This is a genomic window from Streptococcus sp. 20925_1_24 (assembly GCF_041432335.1).
Lineage (GTDB): Bacteria > Bacillota > Bacilli > Lactobacillales > Streptococcaceae > Streptococcus > Streptococcus mitis_BM.
This window is the reverse complement of the sequence record NZ_JAPVZM010000005.1, coordinates 40,340-59,429: the sequence shown is the minus strand read 5'-3', so window position 1 is coordinate 59,429 and position 19,090 is coordinate 40,340. Positions and strand designations below refer to the sequence as shown.

General features: G+C 37.9%; 24 protein-coding genes and 1 pseudogene. 7 read left to right on the top strand and 18 right to left on the bottom strand.

The genetic code is table 11. The features are described 5' to 3' along the window. Positions 1-702, bottom strand: a complete 702-nt coding sequence (locus O3650_RS03825) for an ABC transporter ATP-binding protein (protein ID WP_153192491.1) — start codon at positions 700-702, stop codon at positions 1-3. Continuing rightward, a complete protein-coding gene (locus O3650_RS03820; protein ID WP_180948759.1) occupies positions 686-1,894 on the bottom strand; it encodes an efflux RND transporter periplasmic adaptor subunit in 1,209 nt (402 codons plus the stop codon). Before O3650_RS03820 ends, O3650_RS03825 begins: the two co-directional genes overlap by 17 nt. A gap of 289 nt (positions 1,895-2,183) precedes the next feature. On the opposite strand from O3650_RS03820, the gene gor reads away from it, so the two are divergent. Further along, entirely contained in the window at positions 2,184-3,530 is a 1,347-nt protein-coding gene (gor, locus tag O3650_RS03815) for a glutathione-disulfide reductase (RefSeq protein ID WP_371491636.1), read from the top strand. Positions 3,531-3,695: 165 nt separating this feature from the next. Here the strand turns inward: gor and O3650_RS03810 are convergent, their stop codons facing one another. The 4 genes from O3650_RS03810 to O3650_RS03795 all read right to left on the bottom strand — a co-directional run bounded on the left by O3650_RS03810 (position 3,696) and on the right by O3650_RS03795 (position 7,200). Beyond that, positions 3,696-4,196: a hypothetical protein gene (locus O3650_RS03810; RefSeq protein WP_000721121.1), complete on the bottom strand. Its 501-nt coding sequence runs from the start codon at positions 4,194-4,196 to the stop codon at positions 3,696-3,698. Continuing rightward, entirely contained in the window at positions 4,193-4,816 is a 624-nt protein-coding gene (locus tag O3650_RS03805) for an ATP-binding cassette domain-containing protein (protein ID WP_049550889.1), read from the bottom strand. Before O3650_RS03805 ends, O3650_RS03810 begins: the two co-directional genes overlap by 4 nt. Continuing rightward, the gene (locus tag O3650_RS03800) at positions 4,813-6,795 is read right to left on the bottom strand and encodes an ABC transporter permease (RefSeq protein ID WP_261072325.1); all 1,983 of its coding nucleotides are present in this window, start codon (positions 6,793-6,795) and stop codon (positions 4,813-4,815) included. Before O3650_RS03800 ends, O3650_RS03805 begins: the two co-directional genes overlap by 4 nt. Positions 6,796-6,861: 66 nt before the next feature. Then, positions 6,862-7,200 carry a hypothetical protein gene (locus tag O3650_RS03795; RefSeq protein WP_261058038.1) on the bottom strand — a complete coding sequence of 113 codons (339 nt, stop codon included), beginning with the start codon at positions 7,198-7,200 and terminating at the stop codon, positions 6,862-6,864. A 426-nt stretch (positions 7,201-7,626) separates the two neighbouring features. On the opposite strand from O3650_RS03795, the gene O3650_RS03790 reads away from it, so the two are divergent. Next, entirely contained in the window at positions 7,627-8,163 is a 537-nt protein-coding gene (locus O3650_RS03790) for a biotin transporter BioY (protein WP_060805621.1), read from the top strand. Between the two features lie 158 nt (positions 8,164-8,321). On the opposite strand, the gene O3650_RS03785 is transcribed toward O3650_RS03790, so the two are convergent. Continuing rightward, complete coding sequence (locus O3650_RS03785) at positions 8,322-8,537, bottom strand: YdbC family protein (RefSeq protein ID WP_000807422.1); 216 nt, start codon at positions 8,535-8,537, stop codon at positions 8,322-8,324. Positions 8,538-8,635: 98 nt separating this feature from the next. On the opposite strand from O3650_RS03785, the gene O3650_RS03780 reads away from it, so the two are divergent. Continuing rightward, positions 8,636-8,956: a hypothetical protein gene (locus tag O3650_RS03780; protein ID WP_001216096.1), complete on the top strand. Its 321-nt coding sequence runs from the start codon at positions 8,636-8,638 to the stop codon at positions 8,954-8,956. A 30-nt stretch (positions 8,957-8,986) separates the two neighbouring features. On the opposite strand, the gene O3650_RS03775 is transcribed toward O3650_RS03780, so the two are convergent. From O3650_RS03775 to rpsP, 7 genes and pseudogenes are all read right to left on the bottom strand, one after another. Beyond that, positions 8,987-9,325, bottom strand: a complete 339-nt coding sequence (locus tag O3650_RS03775) for an ATP cone domain-containing protein (protein ID WP_001196041.1) — start codon at positions 9,323-9,325, stop codon at positions 8,987-8,989. Between the two features lie 11 nt (positions 9,326-9,336). Beyond that, the gene (gene trmD / locus O3650_RS03770; protein ID WP_000686915.1) at positions 9,337-10,056 is read right to left on the bottom strand and encodes a tRNA (guanosine(37)-N1)-methyltransferase TrmD; all 720 of its coding nucleotides are present in this window, start codon (positions 10,054-10,056) and stop codon (positions 9,337-9,339) included. After that, a complete protein-coding gene (gene rimM / locus O3650_RS03765; RefSeq protein ID WP_001105892.1) occupies positions 10,046-10,564 on the bottom strand; it encodes a ribosome maturation factor RimM in 519 nt (172 codons plus the stop codon). The genes trmD and rimM overlap by 11 nt, the downstream gene beginning before the upstream one ends. Before the next feature lie 30 nt (positions 10,565-10,594). After that, complete coding sequence (locus O3650_RS03760; protein WP_153192574.1) at positions 10,595-11,383, bottom strand: alpha/beta fold hydrolase; 789 nt, start codon at positions 11,381-11,383, stop codon at positions 10,595-10,597. A gap of 103 nt (positions 11,384-11,486) precedes the next feature. After that, positions 11,487-11,814: pseudogene (locus O3650_RS03755) on the bottom strand (MazG nucleotide pyrophosphohydrolase domain-containing protein). 44 nt (positions 11,815-11,858) lie between these two features. After that, entirely contained in the window at positions 11,859-12,098 is a 240-nt protein-coding gene (gene kphA / locus O3650_RS03750; protein ID WP_000379617.1) for an RNA-binding protein KphA, read from the bottom strand. Between the two features lie 19 nt (positions 12,099-12,117). Further along, entirely contained in the window at positions 12,118-12,390 is a 273-nt protein-coding gene (gene rpsP, locus O3650_RS03745; RefSeq protein WP_000268760.1) for a 30S ribosomal protein S16, read from the bottom strand. A 693-nt stretch (positions 12,391-13,083) separates the two neighbouring features. Here rpsP and O3650_RS03740 point away from each other — a divergent pair. The 4 genes from O3650_RS03740 (at position 13,084) to O3650_RS03725 (ending at position 15,306) form a co-directional block, all read left to right on the top strand. Next, complete coding sequence (locus tag O3650_RS03740; protein WP_153192501.1) at positions 13,084-13,680, top strand: DUF3796 domain-containing protein; 597 nt, start codon at positions 13,084-13,086, stop codon at positions 13,678-13,680. Between the two features lie 2 nt (positions 13,681-13,682). Continuing rightward, positions 13,683-13,907 carry a helix-turn-helix transcriptional regulator gene (locus O3650_RS03735; RefSeq protein ID WP_153192503.1) on the top strand — a complete coding sequence of 75 codons (225 nt, stop codon included), beginning with the start codon at positions 13,683-13,685 and terminating at the stop codon, positions 13,905-13,907. 276 nt (positions 13,908-14,183) lie between these two features. Continuing rightward, the gene (locus O3650_RS03730) at positions 14,184-14,402 is read left to right on the top strand and encodes a hypothetical protein (protein ID WP_194250462.1); all 219 of its coding nucleotides are present in this window, start codon (positions 14,184-14,186) and stop codon (positions 14,400-14,402) included. A 100-nt stretch (positions 14,403-14,502) separates the two neighbouring features. Then, a complete protein-coding gene (locus O3650_RS03725; RefSeq protein ID WP_023946405.1) occupies positions 14,503-15,306 on the top strand; it encodes a peptidylprolyl isomerase in 804 nt (267 codons plus the stop codon). Between the two features lie 54 nt (positions 15,307-15,360). Here O3650_RS03725 and O3650_RS03720 read toward each other — a convergent pair whose 3' ends face one another. The 4 genes from O3650_RS03720 to O3650_RS03705 are packed head-to-tail and all read right to left on the bottom strand — an operon-like array spanning position 15,361 to position 19,022. Further along, the gene (locus O3650_RS03720; protein WP_203175323.1) at positions 15,361-16,902 is read right to left on the bottom strand and encodes an ABC-F family ATP-binding cassette domain-containing protein; all 1,542 of its coding nucleotides are present in this window, start codon (positions 16,900-16,902) and stop codon (positions 15,361-15,363) included. Between the two features lies 1 nt (position 16,903). Further along, entirely contained in the window at positions 16,904-17,386 is a 483-nt protein-coding gene (locus tag O3650_RS03715) for a VanZ family protein (protein ID WP_203175325.1), read from the bottom strand. Next, complete coding sequence (gene rlmN / locus O3650_RS03710; protein ID WP_203175327.1) at positions 17,386-18,471, bottom strand: 23S rRNA (adenine(2503)-C(2))-methyltransferase RlmN; 1,086 nt, start codon at positions 18,469-18,471, stop codon at positions 17,386-17,388. Before rlmN ends, O3650_RS03715 begins: the two co-directional genes overlap by 1 nt. A 20-nt stretch (positions 18,472-18,491) precedes the next feature. Then, on the bottom strand, positions 18,492-19,022 hold the full coding sequence (locus O3650_RS03705) for a YutD family protein (RefSeq protein WP_203175329.1): 531 nt from the start codon (positions 19,020-19,022) through the stop codon (positions 18,492-18,494). Between the last annotated feature and the right edge of the window lie 68 nt (positions 19,023-19,090).

The window sequence follows — 19,090 nt, the reverse complement described above, 5'->3', positions numbered from 1 at the left end:
TTAGTTTTCCTCCTTTTCTAACTGCGCACTGTCAGATGAAATAACTCCATCTCGAATGACAATCTGGCGTTTGGCATAAGCAGCGATTTCAGGCTCATGCGTTACCATGATAATAGTTTTTCCTTCTTTATTTAGTTCAACCAATAGTTGCATAATTTGGTTACCTGTTTTGGTATCCAAGGCTCCTGTCGGTTCGTCCGCTAGGATAATAGAAGGATTGTTTACCAAGGCACGCGCAATAGCTACACGTTGCTTTTGACCTCCAGATAATTCTGAAGGCAAATGGTGACTACGCTCAGTCAATTCAACCTTTTCTAAATACTCCTCAGCCAACTTACGACGTTTTGAAGCCGAAACTCCCGCGTAAATCAAGGGCAATTCTACATTTTGCAGAGCATTGAGTTTAGATAGAAGAAAGAACTGCTGAAAGACAAATCCGATTTGTTGGTTACGGACCTTGGCTAGTTGTTTTTCACCAAGTCCAGCCACTTCTTGGCCTTCAAGATAATACTCTCCACTGGTTGGTGTATCCAACATGCCAATCGTATTCATTAGAGTAGACTTACCAGAACCCGATGGTCCCATGATGGCAACAAATTCACCCTCATTCACTTCTAGGTTGATATTTTTGAGAACCTGCAGTTCTTGGTCACCATTACGGTAGCTTCTGCAGATATTTTTTAGACTAATTAGTTGCTTCATCAGCCTTCACCTCTTTTCCTTCCTCTAGAGAAGACGTTGGGTTACTGATGACCTTGACTCCATTTGTCAGACCTGAAGTGATTTCTTGGTTGTCTGCATCAGCATTGCCCAAACCAACTTCCACTTTCTTGGCCTTTTTCTGCTCGTCAAGCACCCAGACATAGTTCTTATCATTTTCAGTCACAACACTTGTTAGAGGAACCAAAATGGCTTTACTCTTATTCTTAACCTCAACACTTACTGAGAATCCTTGTTTCAAGTCACCGATTTCACTTGTAACATCGATGGTATATGGATATTTAGAACCAGAATTACCACCTGCTGCGGCAGTAGCTGCACTTGCTGCTTCACCATTGTTTTTAGGGTAGTCAGAAATGTAGCTAATCTTACCAGTCCAGCTCTTATCTTGGTAAACTTTAGAAGTAAAGGTTACTTCTTGTCCTACAGAGAGGTTGGCAAGGTTATATTCAGATAGTTCCCCCTTAACTTGCAAGTTTTCATTACTTACGACATGAACGACTACTTGGCTAGCTCCAGTTGGAGATTTAGAAACATTACGGTTGACTTCGACCACAGTTCCCTCTAGGGTACTGAGAACCGTCATTGCATCCAACTGACTTTGAGCCTTGCTTAATTGCGCTGCTGCATCTGCACGAGCATCACGAGCATCACCTAATTGTGCATCAATAGATGACACTGAATTTCCTGAGACTGGAGCTGGAGTTTGGGCTGCTACACCTTCGCCTCCTGCTGGCGTTGGCAACTGTGGAGCCGGAGCTGAAGCGGCTTCATTTCGCGCTTGGTTGAGTTCGTTGATATGACGATCTGCCTTAGCAACTGCTCGACTCGCTGAATCATAGGCCGCCTGGGCTTCTGAACTACTGTACTTGACTAAAGCCTGCCCTTCACTGACTTTATCACCCACAGAAACAAGGATTTCATCTAAATCTCCCTTACTAGCATCAAAATAAACATATTGTTCATTTTTTGCTGTTACTGTCCCTGACAATAAAACAGAGGATGCCACGCTTCCTTCCTTGGCAACAACAAGATGAGTAGCCTCATCTTTCACAGCAGTCTGAGAAGGTTGTCTAAAGAGTAAAATCCCCCCAGCACCCAATACAACTACACTTGCAGCACCGATTGCTGCATACAATTGCCACTTTTTAGCTTTACCATTCTTTTTCATAATGAAACTCCTTTTTGATTTAAAGTTCTTAACAATATTATACAAAAATTATCAATTTGAAACAATAACATTTCAGAACGAAATAATGACATTTCAGGATTTAATTATTGTTCGGAATTTATTTTACAATCGTTGTACTAGTTATATAATACACTTTATTTTTCTTTTTTGCAAGCCTTTTCTTTAATTTTTTTGAACGTAGCAGATTTTTGCAATCACATCAAAAAAAAGATAGAATATGACTATCAAAAAATGACACTCTACTATTTAAAAGAGTATAAAGGAGTTTTCAATGAGAGAATATGATATCATTGCTATCGGTGGAGGTAGCGGAGGAATTGCTACCATGAACCGTGCTGGTGAACACGGAGCCAAAGCGGCCGTTATTGAGGAAAAGAAACTAGGTGGAACCTGTGTCAATGTCGGTTGTGTTCCTAAGAAAATCATGTGGTACGGGGCGCAAATCGCTGAGACTTTCCATCAATTTGGAGAAGACTACGGCTTTAAGACTACTGATCTTAACTTTGACTTTGCTACCCTACGTCGTAATCGTGAAGCCTACATCGATCGCGCTCGTTCTTCTTATGATGGCAGTTTTAAACGCAACGGTGTAGACTTGATTGAAGGTCATGCTGAATTTGTAGATTCTCATACTGTTAGCGTAAATGGTGAACTGATTCGTGCTAAACATATTGTGATTGCTACTGGTGCCCATCCAAGTATTCCAGACGTTCCTGGTGCTGAACTAGGTGGCTCTTCTGATGATGTATTTGCTTGGGAAGAATTGCCAGAGTCAGTTGCCATTCTAGGCGCTGGTTATATCGCCGTTGAATTGGCTGGCGTGCTCCACACTTTTGGTGTTAAGACAGACCTCTTTGTTCGCCGCGATCGTCCTTTACGTGGTTTTGATTCTTACATCGTTGAAGGTCTGGTCAAGGAAATGGAAAGAACAAACTTGCCACTTCATACTCACAAAGTCCCTGTCAAGTTAGAAAAAACTGCTGAAGGCATTACCATTCATTTCGAAGATGGTACTAGTCACACAGCTAGCCAAGTTATCTGGGCTACTGGTCGCCGTCCAAACGTTAAGAGCTTGCAACTTGAAAAAGCTGGAGTCACTCTGAACGAACGTGGCTTTATCCAAGTGGATGAATACCAAAATACTGTTGTTGAGGGAATCTATGCTCTAGGTGATGTAACAGGCGAAAAAGAACTGACTCCAGTTGCTATCAAGGCTGGACGTACCCTATCTGAACGTCTCTTTAACGGAAAAACAACTGCAAAAATGGACTACTCAACTATTCCAACTATTGTCTTTTCACACCCTGCTATCGGAACTGTTGGTTTGACAGAAGAACAAGCCATTAAAGAATACGGTCAAGACCAAATCAAGGTTTACAAATCAAGCTTTACGTCTATGTACTCTGCTTGCACTTGCAACCGTCAAGAAACTCGTTTCAAATTGATCACAGCTGGTTCAGAAGAAAAAGTTGTCGGACTTCATGGAATTGGCTACGGCGTTGATGAAATGATTCAAGGATTTGCCGTTGCTATCAAAATGGGAGCAACCAAGGCTGACTTTGACGCAACTGTGGCGATTCACCCAACTGCATCTGAAGAATTTGTAACTATGCGTTAATCGAAATAAAAGAAGCAGAGCAAAAAACACTTCTAAATATCAAAAAGCGAGTATTTCCGTAGTTGGAGATACTCGTTTTCTTATGTTTTATTTTATAGTATGTTGAAATAAGATATGCAAAAATCAATTAACAAACCATAGCAAAATACAAGGATTATAATACAATCATTTATTCTTTTCTTTAAAAGATTCATATATTTTTTTATATAACTCTTTGATATCTTTTTTCTGAGAATTCAACTCTTCTTTACCATAGTCAAAATTTGCTACTACAAATCCCTCGTCAGCATCAGAAAAAGTAAAAAACTCTATTTCAATTAGTTTATTATGCTTAGAGTCCTCTATAGTGTCTCCTAAACCATTATTGAATTTCTTCACTTCTTCTTCACGAACTCCGAACCCAAAAGCAGCACCATTTGCAATAAGGTTTGAAAATACTTCTTCTGAAGACTCTACTTCTTTCACAGTTATGAAGTATATAGCCTCTTCCGTTTCTACTTGTCTCACTTTATTCCATTTTTCTGTATCACTAGAAGAAAGCGTATAGACTGTTAACTCCACCGTTGGTTTAATGGTATTTTCTTTTGTAATCATTTGTTTTCCAAAAAAGAAGAAGGCAAGTAACCCAGCTACAAAGATCAAAGCAATATAAATTATCTTTTTCATACATTATACCCTATATCTTTCATATCAATGATCACATCAACTTCGTTATAGACAGCTGGATCATGCGTCGCTATAATGACATATTTATCTTCATCTCTTTCATTCAATAATAAACGAATAATTTCTTTTCCAATCTCACCATCTAAAGCTCCTGTAGGCTCATCTGCTAAGATAATTTTACGTGGTTTCATTAACATTCTGGCAATAGCTACACGTTGAGCCTGCCCTCCAGACAATTCATATATTTTTTGATGTAAATAGTCACTTGACAGTCCTACTTTTTCAAGTACATCAGTTATTGTTTTTTTGTCTTTAGTGATAAGTTTCAAATTATCATATACTGTTTTGTTATCTATTAAAGAATAATTCTGAAATACATATCCAACAGTATTTTTAAAAAAAGTTCTTTCTTTTATCTTCCAAATATCTTGTTTATCAACTAAAACATTCCCACTGTCAATTTTTTCTAATCTTCCTATAATATTAAGAAGGGTACTTTTACCAGAGCCAGAACCTCCAATCAATGCATAACTTTTTCCAGATTCAAATTTTAAATTTAAGTCTGTAAAGATCTTTTTTGAGCCGAAACTTTTTGAAACGTTCAAAAGGTCAATTGTCATGTTTCATCTCCTTTTAAAATTTTAGTGTAGCTTTCAGATAATTTTCTAAAACTCATGATTATTGACAACATCAAAACGAGCAGAGAAGCAAGACCAATATATAGCAACTCTATTTGACCTGTCATAAGAAATGTAAATAGGATAACGATTGTAATAGTCATCATAAAATACTTGAGACTTGAAATTGCTATATATGTTTTTGACAGACCTAAAATGATTTTCTTCACATATTCATTCTGTTTTAGGGTAATATAAAGTTGGACATATTGATAAATGAGTATAAAGACAATACTGTAAATTATCTTCTGCAAAATTTGTGAAAGTAGAATTTGGTGCTCTAAGGACTGGATCTTTAATTTCACAATTTGGTAAACATCTACTGGATTCATTGAAACATTCAACTGGGTAGCCATTTCATTTATTTTATTTACCGCCTCAGGACTAAAAAGAGACTTAGTTGTTATATTACTAGCCAAAGAAAACTTGTTGTTTTCAATCATTTTGTCCGTATCTAACACAACAACAATGTTATCTGTGCTATCTGCTACACTTGCCATTGGTAAAAGCTCTTTCATTTTATGATTATCATCAGCATCTTCATTGAAATAAAAAATTTTATCACCATCAGGAATTATTTGTACTGCAATTTCTTCTTTTGTATAGTTTGTTCCAATAAATTGTTCTGCTACAACTGTATTCTCAATAGATTTCTGATTTTCTTTCCATTTCTCAGGAATATAGATGGTTGCTATCTTATTATCTAAAAGATGATAGTTTGTTCCATTCACTTTATTTTGTAGGTTAGCACCTGTTTGATTGATATAAATCAACTCTTTATTTATTTCTGGATTCGTTATTCCGTCATTTTCTAATTGTTTAGAAAAATTTTCCATAACATGTGAAGTTTTCATGAAATCTGGAACATATGCTGAGGATCGATCTATATATAAATAATCTAAGTTTTTTAAGGAAGCAGCTATCTGTAGATACTGACCATCCGAATCATTAACTTCTCCATTTTTAGTAGAGTTACTTTCAATTCCAAGGAACTCAATCCTTCTCCAGTCTTTTACTGTGTCCCATGGTACTAAATTCTGTATCTGAATGTTAATACTGGATTGACTACTCTTTGTTTCTTGTAAAAAAACTCCTGAGATAAGGATAATAATCGAAATAATGGCAAGCCATACGACAAAAATAAGTTTATTTTTTGCCTTGTTTTTGATAATTTCAATGGGCTTTTCAATCTGAATCGTCAACCAAAATAAAACAAAGGTAATAAGATCAATGATTTGAAATAGTATAAAATTCGTTAAAAGCAGAGAGCAAAATAACTTAGAACTATAAGTGAAGAAACCATTCCCCAAAAAAGAACTGTAAGAAATCATCAATAAAGCCATCATAATCAGTTCAAAAATAATAGAAATGCCATACTCTCTTCTTAGATCGTATACAGGCAAGCCCAAAGAACGTCGTATCACTCCTTCTTTAATCTGCCTCGTTCGAACAACAAATAACACAACTAATAAAGTTAAGTAAATTGACCCCATTAACAGTATTCTTAAAGTTCCAGTAAATTGTAAGATTCCTCCTATATACCAAGGATAAGCCATATATACTGTTTGTAGTCCAGTCATCGTAAGTGGTTTCAAACTGTCTATATTTATTTTCCCAAGGGTGTAATACATCCCTATTATTGGTGCTGACTTTAATTGTTCATTATTTACATCATCAAAATTTACATACTTCAACTGACCCGAACTCTGAACGATTGGCTTGTAAATGGTAACCTTTTCCGTTTTTGATAAGTCACGAACCATTTCGTATATTTCGTTATTAGAAAGATTACTTTTTCCTTGGATAGAAAAAGCACCATCAATTGGTAAAGGTATGGGAATTTCGGTATCACTAATAGTGACCAGACCAATTGTAGCAATCAAACAAAAGAAGAATCCAATGATACATAATTTTAATTTCATAATCAATTACCATATGACAAAAGACTCTATTTTATAATTGGGTCTCTTGTTTTCATAAATTATTTTTTAAAATCTATAATAATCCCAATATGCATTTAATCGAACATCGCTCCAAGATTTTGTAGCACTTGAATATGCCCATCCATAATCTTTTTTATCCTGAGCTTTAACTGTTCCCCAAAAATTCGTTACTGAAGATTTTGAACCAATATTATCTGGAGAACTAACAAAGTAATTCGAATAACCATAGCTATCATTTACACCATATTCCCATACATCAATAATGGGACTTGGAGCAGGGTGTGCTGTTACTGCGCTGACAACACTAGCTGTAGCAGCAAATCCAAGACTGAAAAAACTTGCAACTAGAAAAACAGATACTTTCTTATTAATTCTTTGTTTCATTTTACTTCTCCTTGAATTAAAATATTTGATGAAGACTAAGTAATAGTCCCCTTTTTAGTCCCTCCATATTACTTTAATATGAATTGATAATATTTATGTTTTTAATCACCGTTATGGTATCTAGAGTAGTTAAAATATCTCATAACTACCCCTCCTTTTAAAATTGAACACATCTATATGCATTCGCTTACATTTATTAATATAAAACTTATTTTTTAGTTCGTCAAGTATTTATAGTATATTTTTTTTTGATAAAATGGGATTATCTATAAAGGCGATTTTCGAATCAACAAAATAATTATCCAACTTAACCAATAAGAAAAATCGGCCGTTACAGTTTTTGTTACCTTTTATATAAAAATAGGTTGACAATAATTCTTCTATGAGTATAATAGTTACTATACATCAGAAAAGAGGTTAACTATTTTGAAAAAAGCTCACGTTTATGCTATCCCTGCTATTGGGGCTGCTCTCATTGCTGTTTTGGCACAAATCAGTCTTCCAATTGGACCTGTTCCCTTCACTCTGCAAAACTTTGCAATCGGCTTGATTGCTACTGTCTTTAGACCGAGGGAGGCTGTACTTTCTGTTGGACTCTATCTTCTTCTAGGTGCTATCGGTCTTCCTGTCTTTGCAGGAGGTGGAGCTGGATTTCATGCTTTGATTGGCCCTACTGCAGGCTATCTTTGGTTTTATCTCGTTTACTCTGGACTTACTTCCTCTCTAACCAACAGCAAGAGTGGTGTTGTCAAGATTTTCCTTGCAAACCTCTTGGGTGATGCCCTTGTCTTTGTCGGCGGGATTCTCAGCTTGCATTTTCTAGCTGGAATGGCATTTGAAAAAGCTCTTGTTGTGGGGGTCATTCCCTTTATCATTCCAGACCTTGGTAAACTTCTAGCTATTAGTTTGATTAGCCGTCCCTTACTTCAACGCCTTAAAAATCAGGCTTACTTCGCTAACTAAAAAAGGATATCGAGTTGCCATGACTCAATATCCTTTTCTTTCATTTTAAAAACTTATACTCAATGAAAATCAAAGATCAAACTAGGAAACTAGCCGCAGGCTATACTTGAGTACGGCAAAGCGAAGCTGACGCGGTTTGAAGAGATTTTCGAAGAGTATTAGTTTCCTTTAAAAGCATCCACCATTGTTTGAAATTCTTCATTGGAGAGAGTAATCCCTTTGCCCATTTTAGTATGGTCTGGGCTCCAAGCACGAATATCAAACTTTGCAGGGGCACCATTAAAGCTCACACGGTTGATTTCCTTAGTCCAACCTTTTTCGTTTTCAGAAAGAGTCAACAAGTGCTCTTCAATTTCAAATGTAAATTCTGCCATTTTCTTCTCCTTTTTTAGCTTTCATTTGATTATTCGTAAAATCTTGTAGATTTTAGGAAAATTTTATATAATATTGATATAAAAGAAGGGAGGCCACTATGAGACATAAATTCCAGCAAGTTCTAGATAAAATACATGACTTTTTAAATGGACATGATCAACCAGACCAGACTGAAAGCAACTCCCTTACAGCCACTATTGAAGAGGCTATCCAGAAGCAAACTGCTGTTCACCTTATCTTGTCTGAGACAAGCTTTACAGGTGACATCATCAAATACGATCAGCAACGTCAGCAAATTATCGTGAAAAATTTTGCCAAAAATGTGACCCGTATTATCCGCATAAGCGATATTCAACGCCTGCGATTTGTCCCTTCAACTGTCCAAACAGCCCAAAAAAATAGATTTAAGAAAGAGTGAGATGTAGTTACTTCATCCCACTCTTTTTTATTAGCGAACTTGTTCAAAATGTAAATGAACCGCGATATGATCTCCATAACCACTTCTTTCCAAGTCACGTTGCAGACGATAGGAAATGTAGTGTTCTGCAATAGTAATGTAACCTGCACCCAGTAAACGATGTTCAACCATAGACTGAATCATGCTGATAGTAGCACGTTCCACCTTGGCTTCTTCCAAATCCAAAACCACTTTCTTAGTGACTTGTGCAAGGTTTTGACGCAAATCATCTGTCAATACATAGACAGTCTGGGCTGCCTTTAAGATAGCTTGGTAAATCTTATCTGGATTAAATTCAGCAATTTCTCCATCACGTTTGATTACTTGCATAGGTATCTCCTTTATTCTTTGTTTTCTTTAATTTCTGCCAGCATTTTCTCTTCTTCTGCTGTCAGTTGATAATGTTCAAGCAAATCCGGTCTGCGTTCATAGGTTTTCTTTAAACTCTCGTACAGGCGCCACTGACGAATTTTTTCATGGTGCCCGCTCATCAGTACATCTGGCACGACCATTCCTCGATAATCATAGGGACGTGTGTATTGAGGATATTCGAGAAGGCCAGAAGAAAAACTATCATCTTGGTGGCTAGACTCTTTGCCAATCACTTCTGGAATCAGGCGTACTGTAGCATCAATCATGGTCATAGCCGCCAATTCTCCACCAGTCAAGACATAGTCTCCCAGGGAGATCTCATCTGTCACCAAGGTCTTAATTCGCTCATCATAACCCTCATAGTGCCCACAGATAAAGATTAGCTCTTCCTCTTGAGCCAAATCCTCAGCATAAGCCTGATCAAACTGCTTTCCAGCTGGATCGAGGAGAATAACGCGCGGATTTTTCTTTTCAATAGCATCAAAGGCATCGAAAATAGGTTGTGCTCGTAGCAACATCCCCTGACCGCCTCCGTAGGGCTCATCGTCGACATGGCGGGCCTTTTCAGCATTTTCTCGAAAATTATGATACTGGATATCCAAGAGCCCTTTTTCACGTGCCTTTCCAACGATTGAGTGCTCTAGCGGAGAAAACATCTCTGGAAAAAGGGTTAAAATATCAATCTTCATCGTCTAACCCTTCTAAGATTTCCACATCGACGCGGTTATTTGGAATATCAACATTGAGAACCACTGGTGGGATATAAGGCAATAACAAATCACGCTTGCCTTTTCGCTTGACCACCCAGACATCATTGGCACCTGGTTGCAGGATTTCTTTGATAGTTCCAATCAAGTTATCACCTTCATAGACTTCCAAACCGATAATCTCGTGATAGTAGAATTCACCATCGTCTAGGTCATTCAAATCTTCCTCAGCAACCTTGAGACTGTATCCCTTATACTTTTCAATAGCATTGATATGGTACATGTCTTTGAATTTAATAATGTCAAAGTTCTTCTGTTTACGGTGACTAGCAATGGTCACTGTTTGAACAAACTGATCTTTTTCATCAAACAAAGCCAGCTCAGCCCCTTTTTTAAACCGTTCTTCTGCAAAATCTGTCACAGACAAGACTCGCATCTCACCCTGCAACCCCTGCGTATTGACGATTTTCCCAACATTAAAGTAGTTCATCTTGTCTCCTGTACTCTATTTATTTCCATCTTATTCTGACAATTCTCGAATAATAGTCACAATTTTTTCTGATTCTGACCATTGTAAATAATGGTGATTCCCTCCTAAAATGAGTTTAGTATTGGAAGTCCAATATTCTGATTCTCTGTACTCTTTTTCTCTATAAGGCTGACAAAAAATAAATACAGGGATATAAGATTCTATAGATACATTCTCAAAATCTTCCTCAGTAATCTCTCCAGATATCTGAAATCCTGTATCTAGATTTTCCAACTCTGAACCTTTTTCTTGCATTAATTCCCAGATTTCTTTATTAATTTCAGGGCTAAATGTCTCTTGAGTTAAATTCTTAAAATACAATTCAGGACCACACTCGTCAATCAGCCTCATCTGCTCTTCCATTTCTGGATAAGGATTTTCTGAAAAATCAGCAAACATGACTTTTTTAGTTGTCGGTTCAATCGCTACTAAAGCCTGACACTCAATTGGTTTCTTGAGCAAGTTGAAAGCTAAAATTCCACTCAAACTATGTGCACAAAGTATATATTCAGAAATCGCCAATTCTTCAAGTACTTTATAAACCGCATCAGCAAGATTATCTAGATTTTTTCCAGCTTGGTCATGAATCGGACTCCTACCTGTATTTGGAAAATCAATTGTCAAATAACCAATTGTAGGAGGAAGTTTTTCAAGTATAAGCGAAAAATTTTCATAACTCGGTAGCAAACCTGCTCCATTTAGACAAACTAGCATTTTCTTTTGCTTTTGATAAGTAACAGAGAGACTACCAATTTCTGTAGATACTTCAATCCTCTTCATAAAGAAATCCACTCATTCTATATAATGAATTATTAAAAATCCCTATCTTTTATTTTATCACGTTCCAAGGATTTTCTCAAGTTGGAGTAAGAGTACAATACCTTTACTTCCCTTTCAAAAATCCTTCCAAATCACGTTCATGTTGGTACTTAATGGCTGCAGTTTTATCTTTCTCAAAGATGGTCTTGGTTAGATCTATGTCGTTGATGGCCGCAATTGCGACGGTGTAGTGAATGGATATCAGCCAGTTCTTTGGCTAGTTCCTCATTTGAATCCTTGACACCCTCTTTTCGACCAGAGCGCCCATTCAAGACCTCGGCTACTTCTCCGACTTCCTCCACTAGCTTGATAAAAAGACCTTCCTCAGTACGAGACTGCTGGTAATGTTCCAGTAGGTAGTCTTGTAATTGTCTAAACGTTAAATCCTTCATATCCTGCTCCTTGCAAAAAAAGCGAGACATCCGTCCCGCCCTTCTTATTTTTCGTCAATAACGATTCTTACTTTTTTGTCTTCAGTTGGGACAGAGTAGACAATCGTTCTTATCGCAGAAATAGTGCGACCCTTACGACCGATTACACGACCCACATCACTTTGATCAAGATCCAAATGATATTCCAAAAATTCTGGTGTATCTTCAATCTTGATAGTTAAGGCATCTGGTTGTGAAATCAAGGGTTTCACAATCGCAATAATGAGATTTTCAATCGTATCCATCTGTCAACCTACTTTAAACTTATTTTGAGAATTTAGAATCGTGGAATTTTTTCAATACACCTTCTTTTGAAAGGATGTTGCGAACTGTATCTGAAGGTTGAGCTCCATCAGCCAACCATGCAAGAACGCGGTCTTCTTTCAAAGTTACTTGGTTTTCAGCAACAAGTGGGTTGTAAGTTCCAACTGTTTCGATGAAACGTCCGTCACGTGGTGAACGTGAATCTGCTACGTTGATACGGTAGAAAGGTTTTTTCTTAGAACCCATACGAGTCAAACGGATTTTAACTGCCATTTTTAAAGTCTCTTTTCTTATTTTTTATTTCGGTGAAATAGCTAAGCTATTTAGCACATGTTCTATTATATCAGATTCCTGTCAGGTGTCAAGAAAAAAACTTGACAGACTATAAAATTTTTAAACCATTTAGAAATTTGTTATTTTTTTAAAGAAAAACCAGAAAAAGAATGTCCTGAATACTATTGTAGAAACATTTTATAAAAACCATCAAGCCAAACCCCTCATCTCACCTGAATGAGATTTGGATGCTTGGCTCCTAAATCCCAAGCCCGTTCCCAAACGAAATATCAAGGATTTTAAGAATGATATCTACTAATTAATTTATAAAATATGAATTAATAGATTCTAAATAGGGGAATAATTTAGTTCTGTAAAAATTAATTTCTACACCTACAAAGCTTATTCTTAGACTTTATAACAGTCTAAGAATAAATAGAGATTCATACAGTATCTAGATTTTCCAAAAATTTTTTATAATCAAATATTATTAACGAAACTATCCAAATCAAATCCGATGATTGCTTCAAATAATTCTTTAGTTGTTTGACTAGCGAGGGCTTTTATTAAAAAATTTTTTCAAATAATTACCACATTGACACATAAAATTCTTGCTTTCTAAATTTAAGTGTGATATATTTATAACATAACATTTAAATGTTATATATTTATAACACAAAAAAGGAGTCTATCATGAAAAAAAGTCAAAAAATGCGTGGCCTCATTGCAGTGATTGCCGTAGCTCTCTTTATTGATTTTATTGTTTTATTTGGTTCTAATCTTAGTTGGGGACCCAAGTTAGTTATTGCTGGTATTTCAGTGTTAGGTCAGATTGTAGCTATTTGGAGCTGGCTACATATGAAACCATGGCCTCATAAGAGTCAGAAAAGTAAGGGAAAGACTATTTTTGACTTGTCTGCTAAGCTTTACACAATACTTTTTTTTGCAGCAAGCATTTTTTATACAGTAGGGATTTGGGTTGCGACCCCAAGCGTAAGTTCTGGTATTAAAGAATGGATTTTGGGAATTGGCCTCATTATTGAAGTGATTTTATTTGGTTTTTTCTCTTTGAAAAATGTCAAGGAAACTCCGGACGAACGCTTTTATGCCAATTTAGCAAAGGCAGCTAGCTTGATGTTAGTTTTTACACTAGGCGCACTGATGATCCTAGCAGTTATCATTGGGTATATGGGGTCTCTCACTCTTTACATGGGGCAAGTCTTTATTAGCATAGCTGCCTTGATTTTCATCTTTGCGGTTGTCTACTTTATCTTGGAACGGAGAGGATAAGCATGGCCAAAGAAAGCAAGATTATTACTAATCTCAAATCTGTTCGTGAGTCCAAAGGCATGACCCAGCAAGTGTTAGCCGAACTCATCGGCATGCGACGCGAGACAATTCTGCACTTGGAAAATAATCGTTACAATCCTTCGCTGGAGATGGCTCTTAAAATTGCTCAAGTTTTTAATCTGAAAGTAGAAGACCTCTTTGAACTCAGACAGAAAGAGGAAGCATAATTCTTTTCGAGACCTAGTATTAAGTTCATTGACTAATTAGGAAGTGAAGCCAAAAGAAAAAATCCTTTGAAAATGTGCTCTTTTAAAATATAGTAATTCTTTCGAATTAACCTTTACTAATTTTGATGCTTTACGAGCTTTCTTAAGATCTGGTTCCCTAAATACTTTGAGTACACTTATGGTATTGATGCACCTAAACATCTAAAAACTCTGGTAGAAAAAGGTTATGCTGGCATTGAAACGTCTTTTGATTCACTTGACCATCTGAATGCTACTATGAAAAAGAATATTCTGAAAAGCAAGGGAATTACAGTCCTTTCTAAAATGAAGATTGCAGATTTGGATCAATCCCTTCATAACCATTTTTCAGAAGAGGAATTAGCTAGTTTCTTTTCGATTCGTGGCTACAAATTGACTCCAAAAGGAGAGCGGATACTGGAACAATACCAGGACATTGTCGACCGTCATCCAAAGAAAAAATCTCTAATCAAGTGATTTTTTGGTTGATTTTCTCTAAAACTACCTTATCACTAACATTTGAAATCCACTTCCTTTTAGGGTACAATGGTAGAAATGAATTTTTGAGAGGAACAGAATGAAAAAACTAGCAACTCTTCTTTTACTGTCAACTGTAGCCCTAGCTGGGTGTAGTAGCATCCAACGCAGTCTACGTGGTGATGACTATGTTGATTCCAGTCTTGCTGCTGAAGAAAGTTCCAAAGCGGCTGCCCAGTCTGCCAAGGAATTAAACGATGCTTTGACAAACGAAAATGCAAACTTCCCGCAACTTTCTAAGGAAGTTGCTGAAGATGAAGCCGAAGTGATTCTCCACACAAGTCAAGGGGATATCCGTATTAAACTCTTCCCTAAGCTAGCTCCTTTAGCAGTTGAAAACTTTCTCACTCATGCCAAGGAAGGCTACTATAACGGCATTACCTTCCACCGTGTCATCGATGGCTTTATGGTCCAAACTGGAGATCCAAAGGGAGATGGTACAGGTGGTCAGTCCATCTGGCATGACAAGGATAAGACAAAAGACAAGGGAACTGGTTTCAAGAACGAAATTACTCCTTATCTCTATAACATCCGTGGTGCTCTTTCTATGGCTAATACTGGTCAACCAAACACCAATGGCAGCCAGTTCTTCATCAACCAAAACTCTACAGACACCTCCGCTAAACTCCCTACAAGCAAGTATCCTAAGAAAATCATCGAAGCCTACAAAGAAGGGGGAAACCCTAGTCTAGATGGCAAACACCCAGTCTTTGGTCAAGTGATTGACGGGATGGATGTTGTAGATAAGATTGCTAAAGCTGAAAAAGATGAAAAAGACAAGCCAACTACTGCTATCACAATCGACAGCATCGAAGTGGTGAAAGACTACAATTTTAAATCTTAAAAACCCAAAAATACAGTATCCACATTCGGTACTGTATTTCTTTTATCCTCATTCTTAGGTTAGATTGTTAAAATCCCAGATTTGGTCCATCCAGCCTTCATAAAAGTCTGGTTCGTGGCAGACCATAAGAATAGATCCCTTGTATTCTTTGAGGGCACGCTTGAGCTCATCCTTGGCATCCACATCCAAGTGGTTGGTCGGCTCGTCCAACACTAAAACGTTGTTTTCACGATTCATCAAGAGACAGAAACGAACCTTGGCTTGTTCCCCACCTGACAAGACCTGAATTTGGCTTTCAATATGCTTGGTTGTCAGACCACAACGAGCAAGGGCTGCACGGACTTCTGCTTGGTTAAGTGCAGGAAAAGCATTCCAGACAGCCTCTAGTGGAGTTTGACGATTGCCACCTTCTACTTCCTGTTCAAAGTAGCCAAGTTCTAGGTAGTCTCCACGTTCAACCTCCCCAGCGATTGGTGGGATAATTCCCAAGAGACTCTTCAAGAGAGTCGTTTTCCCGATACCATTTGCTCCGATAATGGCAACCTTTTGATTGCGTTCAAAGGTAAGATTTAAAGGCTTGGTAAGAGGACGGTCATAACCAATCTGCAAATCCTTGGCTTGGAAGATAAAGCGCCCTGGCGTACGAGCTGGTTTGAAATCAAAGGATGGCTTTGGTTTCTCACTTTGCAGTTCGATAATATCCATCTTATCCAATTTCTTCTGACGGGACATGGCCATGTTTCGTGTTGCAACACGCGCTTTGTTTCGAGCTACGAAGTCTTTGAGGTCTGCAATTTCTTTTTGCTGACGTTCGTAGGCCGCCTCTAGCTGAGATTTCTTCATAGCGTAGACTTCTTGGAACTGGTAGTAGTCACCAGAATAACGCGTCAGCTGTTGATTTTCCACATGATAGACGATATTGATAACGTCATTCAGGAATGGAATATCGTGCGAAATAAGGACAAAGGCATTCTCATAGTTTTGGAGATAGCGCTTGAGCCAGTCAATATGCTCAGCATCCAAGTAGTTGGTCGGCTCGTCCAAAAGCAAGATATCAGGCTTTTCAAGAAGGAGTTTAGCCAAAAGCACCTTGGTTCTTTGCCCACCTGACAAAGAAGTTACATCCGTATCCATGCCAAAATCCATGACACCAAGGGCACGCGCCACTTCATCAATCTTAGCATCCAAGGTATAAAAATCACGACTCTCCAGACGGTCTTGGAGTTCCCCCACTTCTTCCATGAGAGCATCAACATCCGCTCCATCTTCAGCCATTTCCATATAAAGGTCATTGATACGAGCTTCTGCTTTGAATAGCTCATCAAAGGCTGTACGGAGAACATCACGCACCGACTGTCCTTTTTCCAAGACAGAATGTTGGTCTAAGTATCCAGCAGTCACATATTTGGACCACTCAACCTTCCCTTCATCTGGCAACATCTTACCAGTCACAATGCTCATAAAGGTTGATTTTCCTTCACCATTGGCACCGACCAGACCGATATGTTCTCCCTTGAGGAGACGGAAGGACACATCTTCAAAAATTGCACGGTCACCAAAACCGTGACTCAGATTTTTAACTTCTAAAATACTCATTTTAATTCCTTATCTTGTTTTTATGTAATTGTTTATAGAAGAACCAAGCCAGATAGCCACCCAAGGTATTGGTCCACAAATCATCAATCTCAAAGACGCGGTTAAAATCAAAGAAAAAGTCCAAGACTAACTGCGTACACTCAATTCCAAGGCTCACTAGAAAACTAAAAAGAAGCACCTTTTTTGTTTTCCGCAAGTTTGGAAGGAGATAAAGGAGTTGGAACACCAAAGGAAAAAGTAAGAAAACATTGAGGATATTTTGTAGAAAAATCCAAGATAATTGTCCTACATCACTCACTTCGCCCAGTTTCCAAAAAGAATTGAAAGGAGTCAAAAGAAAAACCAGGCGTCCAAGATGCTGAATACCTGGAGTTTCCACTCCTACGGGAGAATGTCCTTGAGGAGTAAAGCAAAAATAGACAATACAAATGCTATAGAAAATGACTCCCCAAACTAAAACAGGATTATAAGTTTTCTTCATCATTAAGGATTGACTGCTGCGACTGCTTTTTGGCGGTCACGTTTCATTGTGTTAGAGCGCAATTGTCCACAAGCTGCATCAATATCTGTACCATGCTCTTGACGAACCACACAGTTGACCCCTTTTTTCTTAAGCGTATCATAGAAGGCCAGGACGCGCTCTTTGGGACTACGGCTATATTGATCATGCTCGCTAACTGGGTTGTAAGGAATCAAGTTTACATAAGACAATTTCTTGATGTTCTTGAGCAATTCAGCCAATTCCAAGGCTTGTTCTACACCGTCATTGACTTCATTAAGCATGATGTATTCAAAAGTCACACGACGGTTTGTTGTTTCGATATAGTACTCAATAGCAGCAAAGAGTTTTTCAATAGGAAAGGCACGGTTAATCTTCATGATGCTTGAACGCAACTCATTGTTAGGTGCGTGAAGGGAAACAGCAAGATTGACCTGAACCCCTTCATTAGCAAAATCACGAATTTTATGGGCCAAACCTGAGGTTGAAACCGTGATGTGTCGAGCACCGATGGCCATTCCCTTGTCATCGTTGATAGTACGAACAAAATTTAAGACATTGTTATAGTTATCAAAAGGCTCACCGATACCCATGACAACGATATGGCTGACGCGTTCATCCTGACCACGATCATCAAAGTATTTCTGCACTAGCATGATTTGCGCTACGATTTCACCGTTATTAAGGTCACGTTGTTTCTTAATCAAACCAGAGGCACAGAAGGTACAACCGATATTACAGCCGACCTGAGTGGTCACACAGACAGATAAACCGTAGTGTTGACGCATGAGTACTGTCTCAATCAGCATTCCATCCGGCAATTCAAAAAGATACTTAACTGTCCCATCAGCAGACTCTTGAACGATACGTTGTTTCAAGGGATTGACCACAAACTGGTCATTAAGCTTAGCAATCAAATCCTTGGAAAGGTTGGTCATTTCTTCAAATGACTGGACACGTTTACGATAGAGCCATTCCCAGATTTGATCTGCACGGAATTTCTTTTCTCCCTGCTCCAAAACCCATTCCTGCATGGTTTGACGTGTTAAACTATAAATTGACGGTTTCATTTCTTCTCCTTATTCTCTACTCACTTCTGACGAATGACAAAATGACGTTGTCCCTTATCCTCTTTCTGAGAATGCTGGTCTTTCTGACGACGTCTATTTTTCTTATCTGCATTCGGTTTTCGTTTGGTTTGAGCCGGTTTCTTTCCTTTTCTAGAAGGTGTTTCTTCTTCCTTCTTACGCATTTTCTTGTCAAATGATGCTCGCTTAGGGGCTTCATTTTCTAGGACAAAATAGGCACAACCATAACTACAATATTCTAAAAGGTAGTCTTGTAAACGACTTATTTTTTCAAGTTTTTCTTCTGTTCGATCATCCTTGTAAAAACCGCGTAGGCGAAGTTGTTCGTTACTCCAATCTCCCACGATATAATCAAACTTGGTTAAGACTTCTGAAAAACGCTGATTAAAAGCCGTCACATTGAAGGCATCCTTGCTATTTTCCACCAAGGAAAAAGCGATCCCTTCTGTTTCGACCTTGTCCCCGTGTAAATGGAACTCAGGACCAGGAAACTTGTTATAGTTGTATAATTCAGGTGCAATTTCTTTTCGCATAGATATCCTTTTTCCACGATTACTTAATACTTTATTCTACCATAATTTCTAGCAGTTAGCACGTTTCT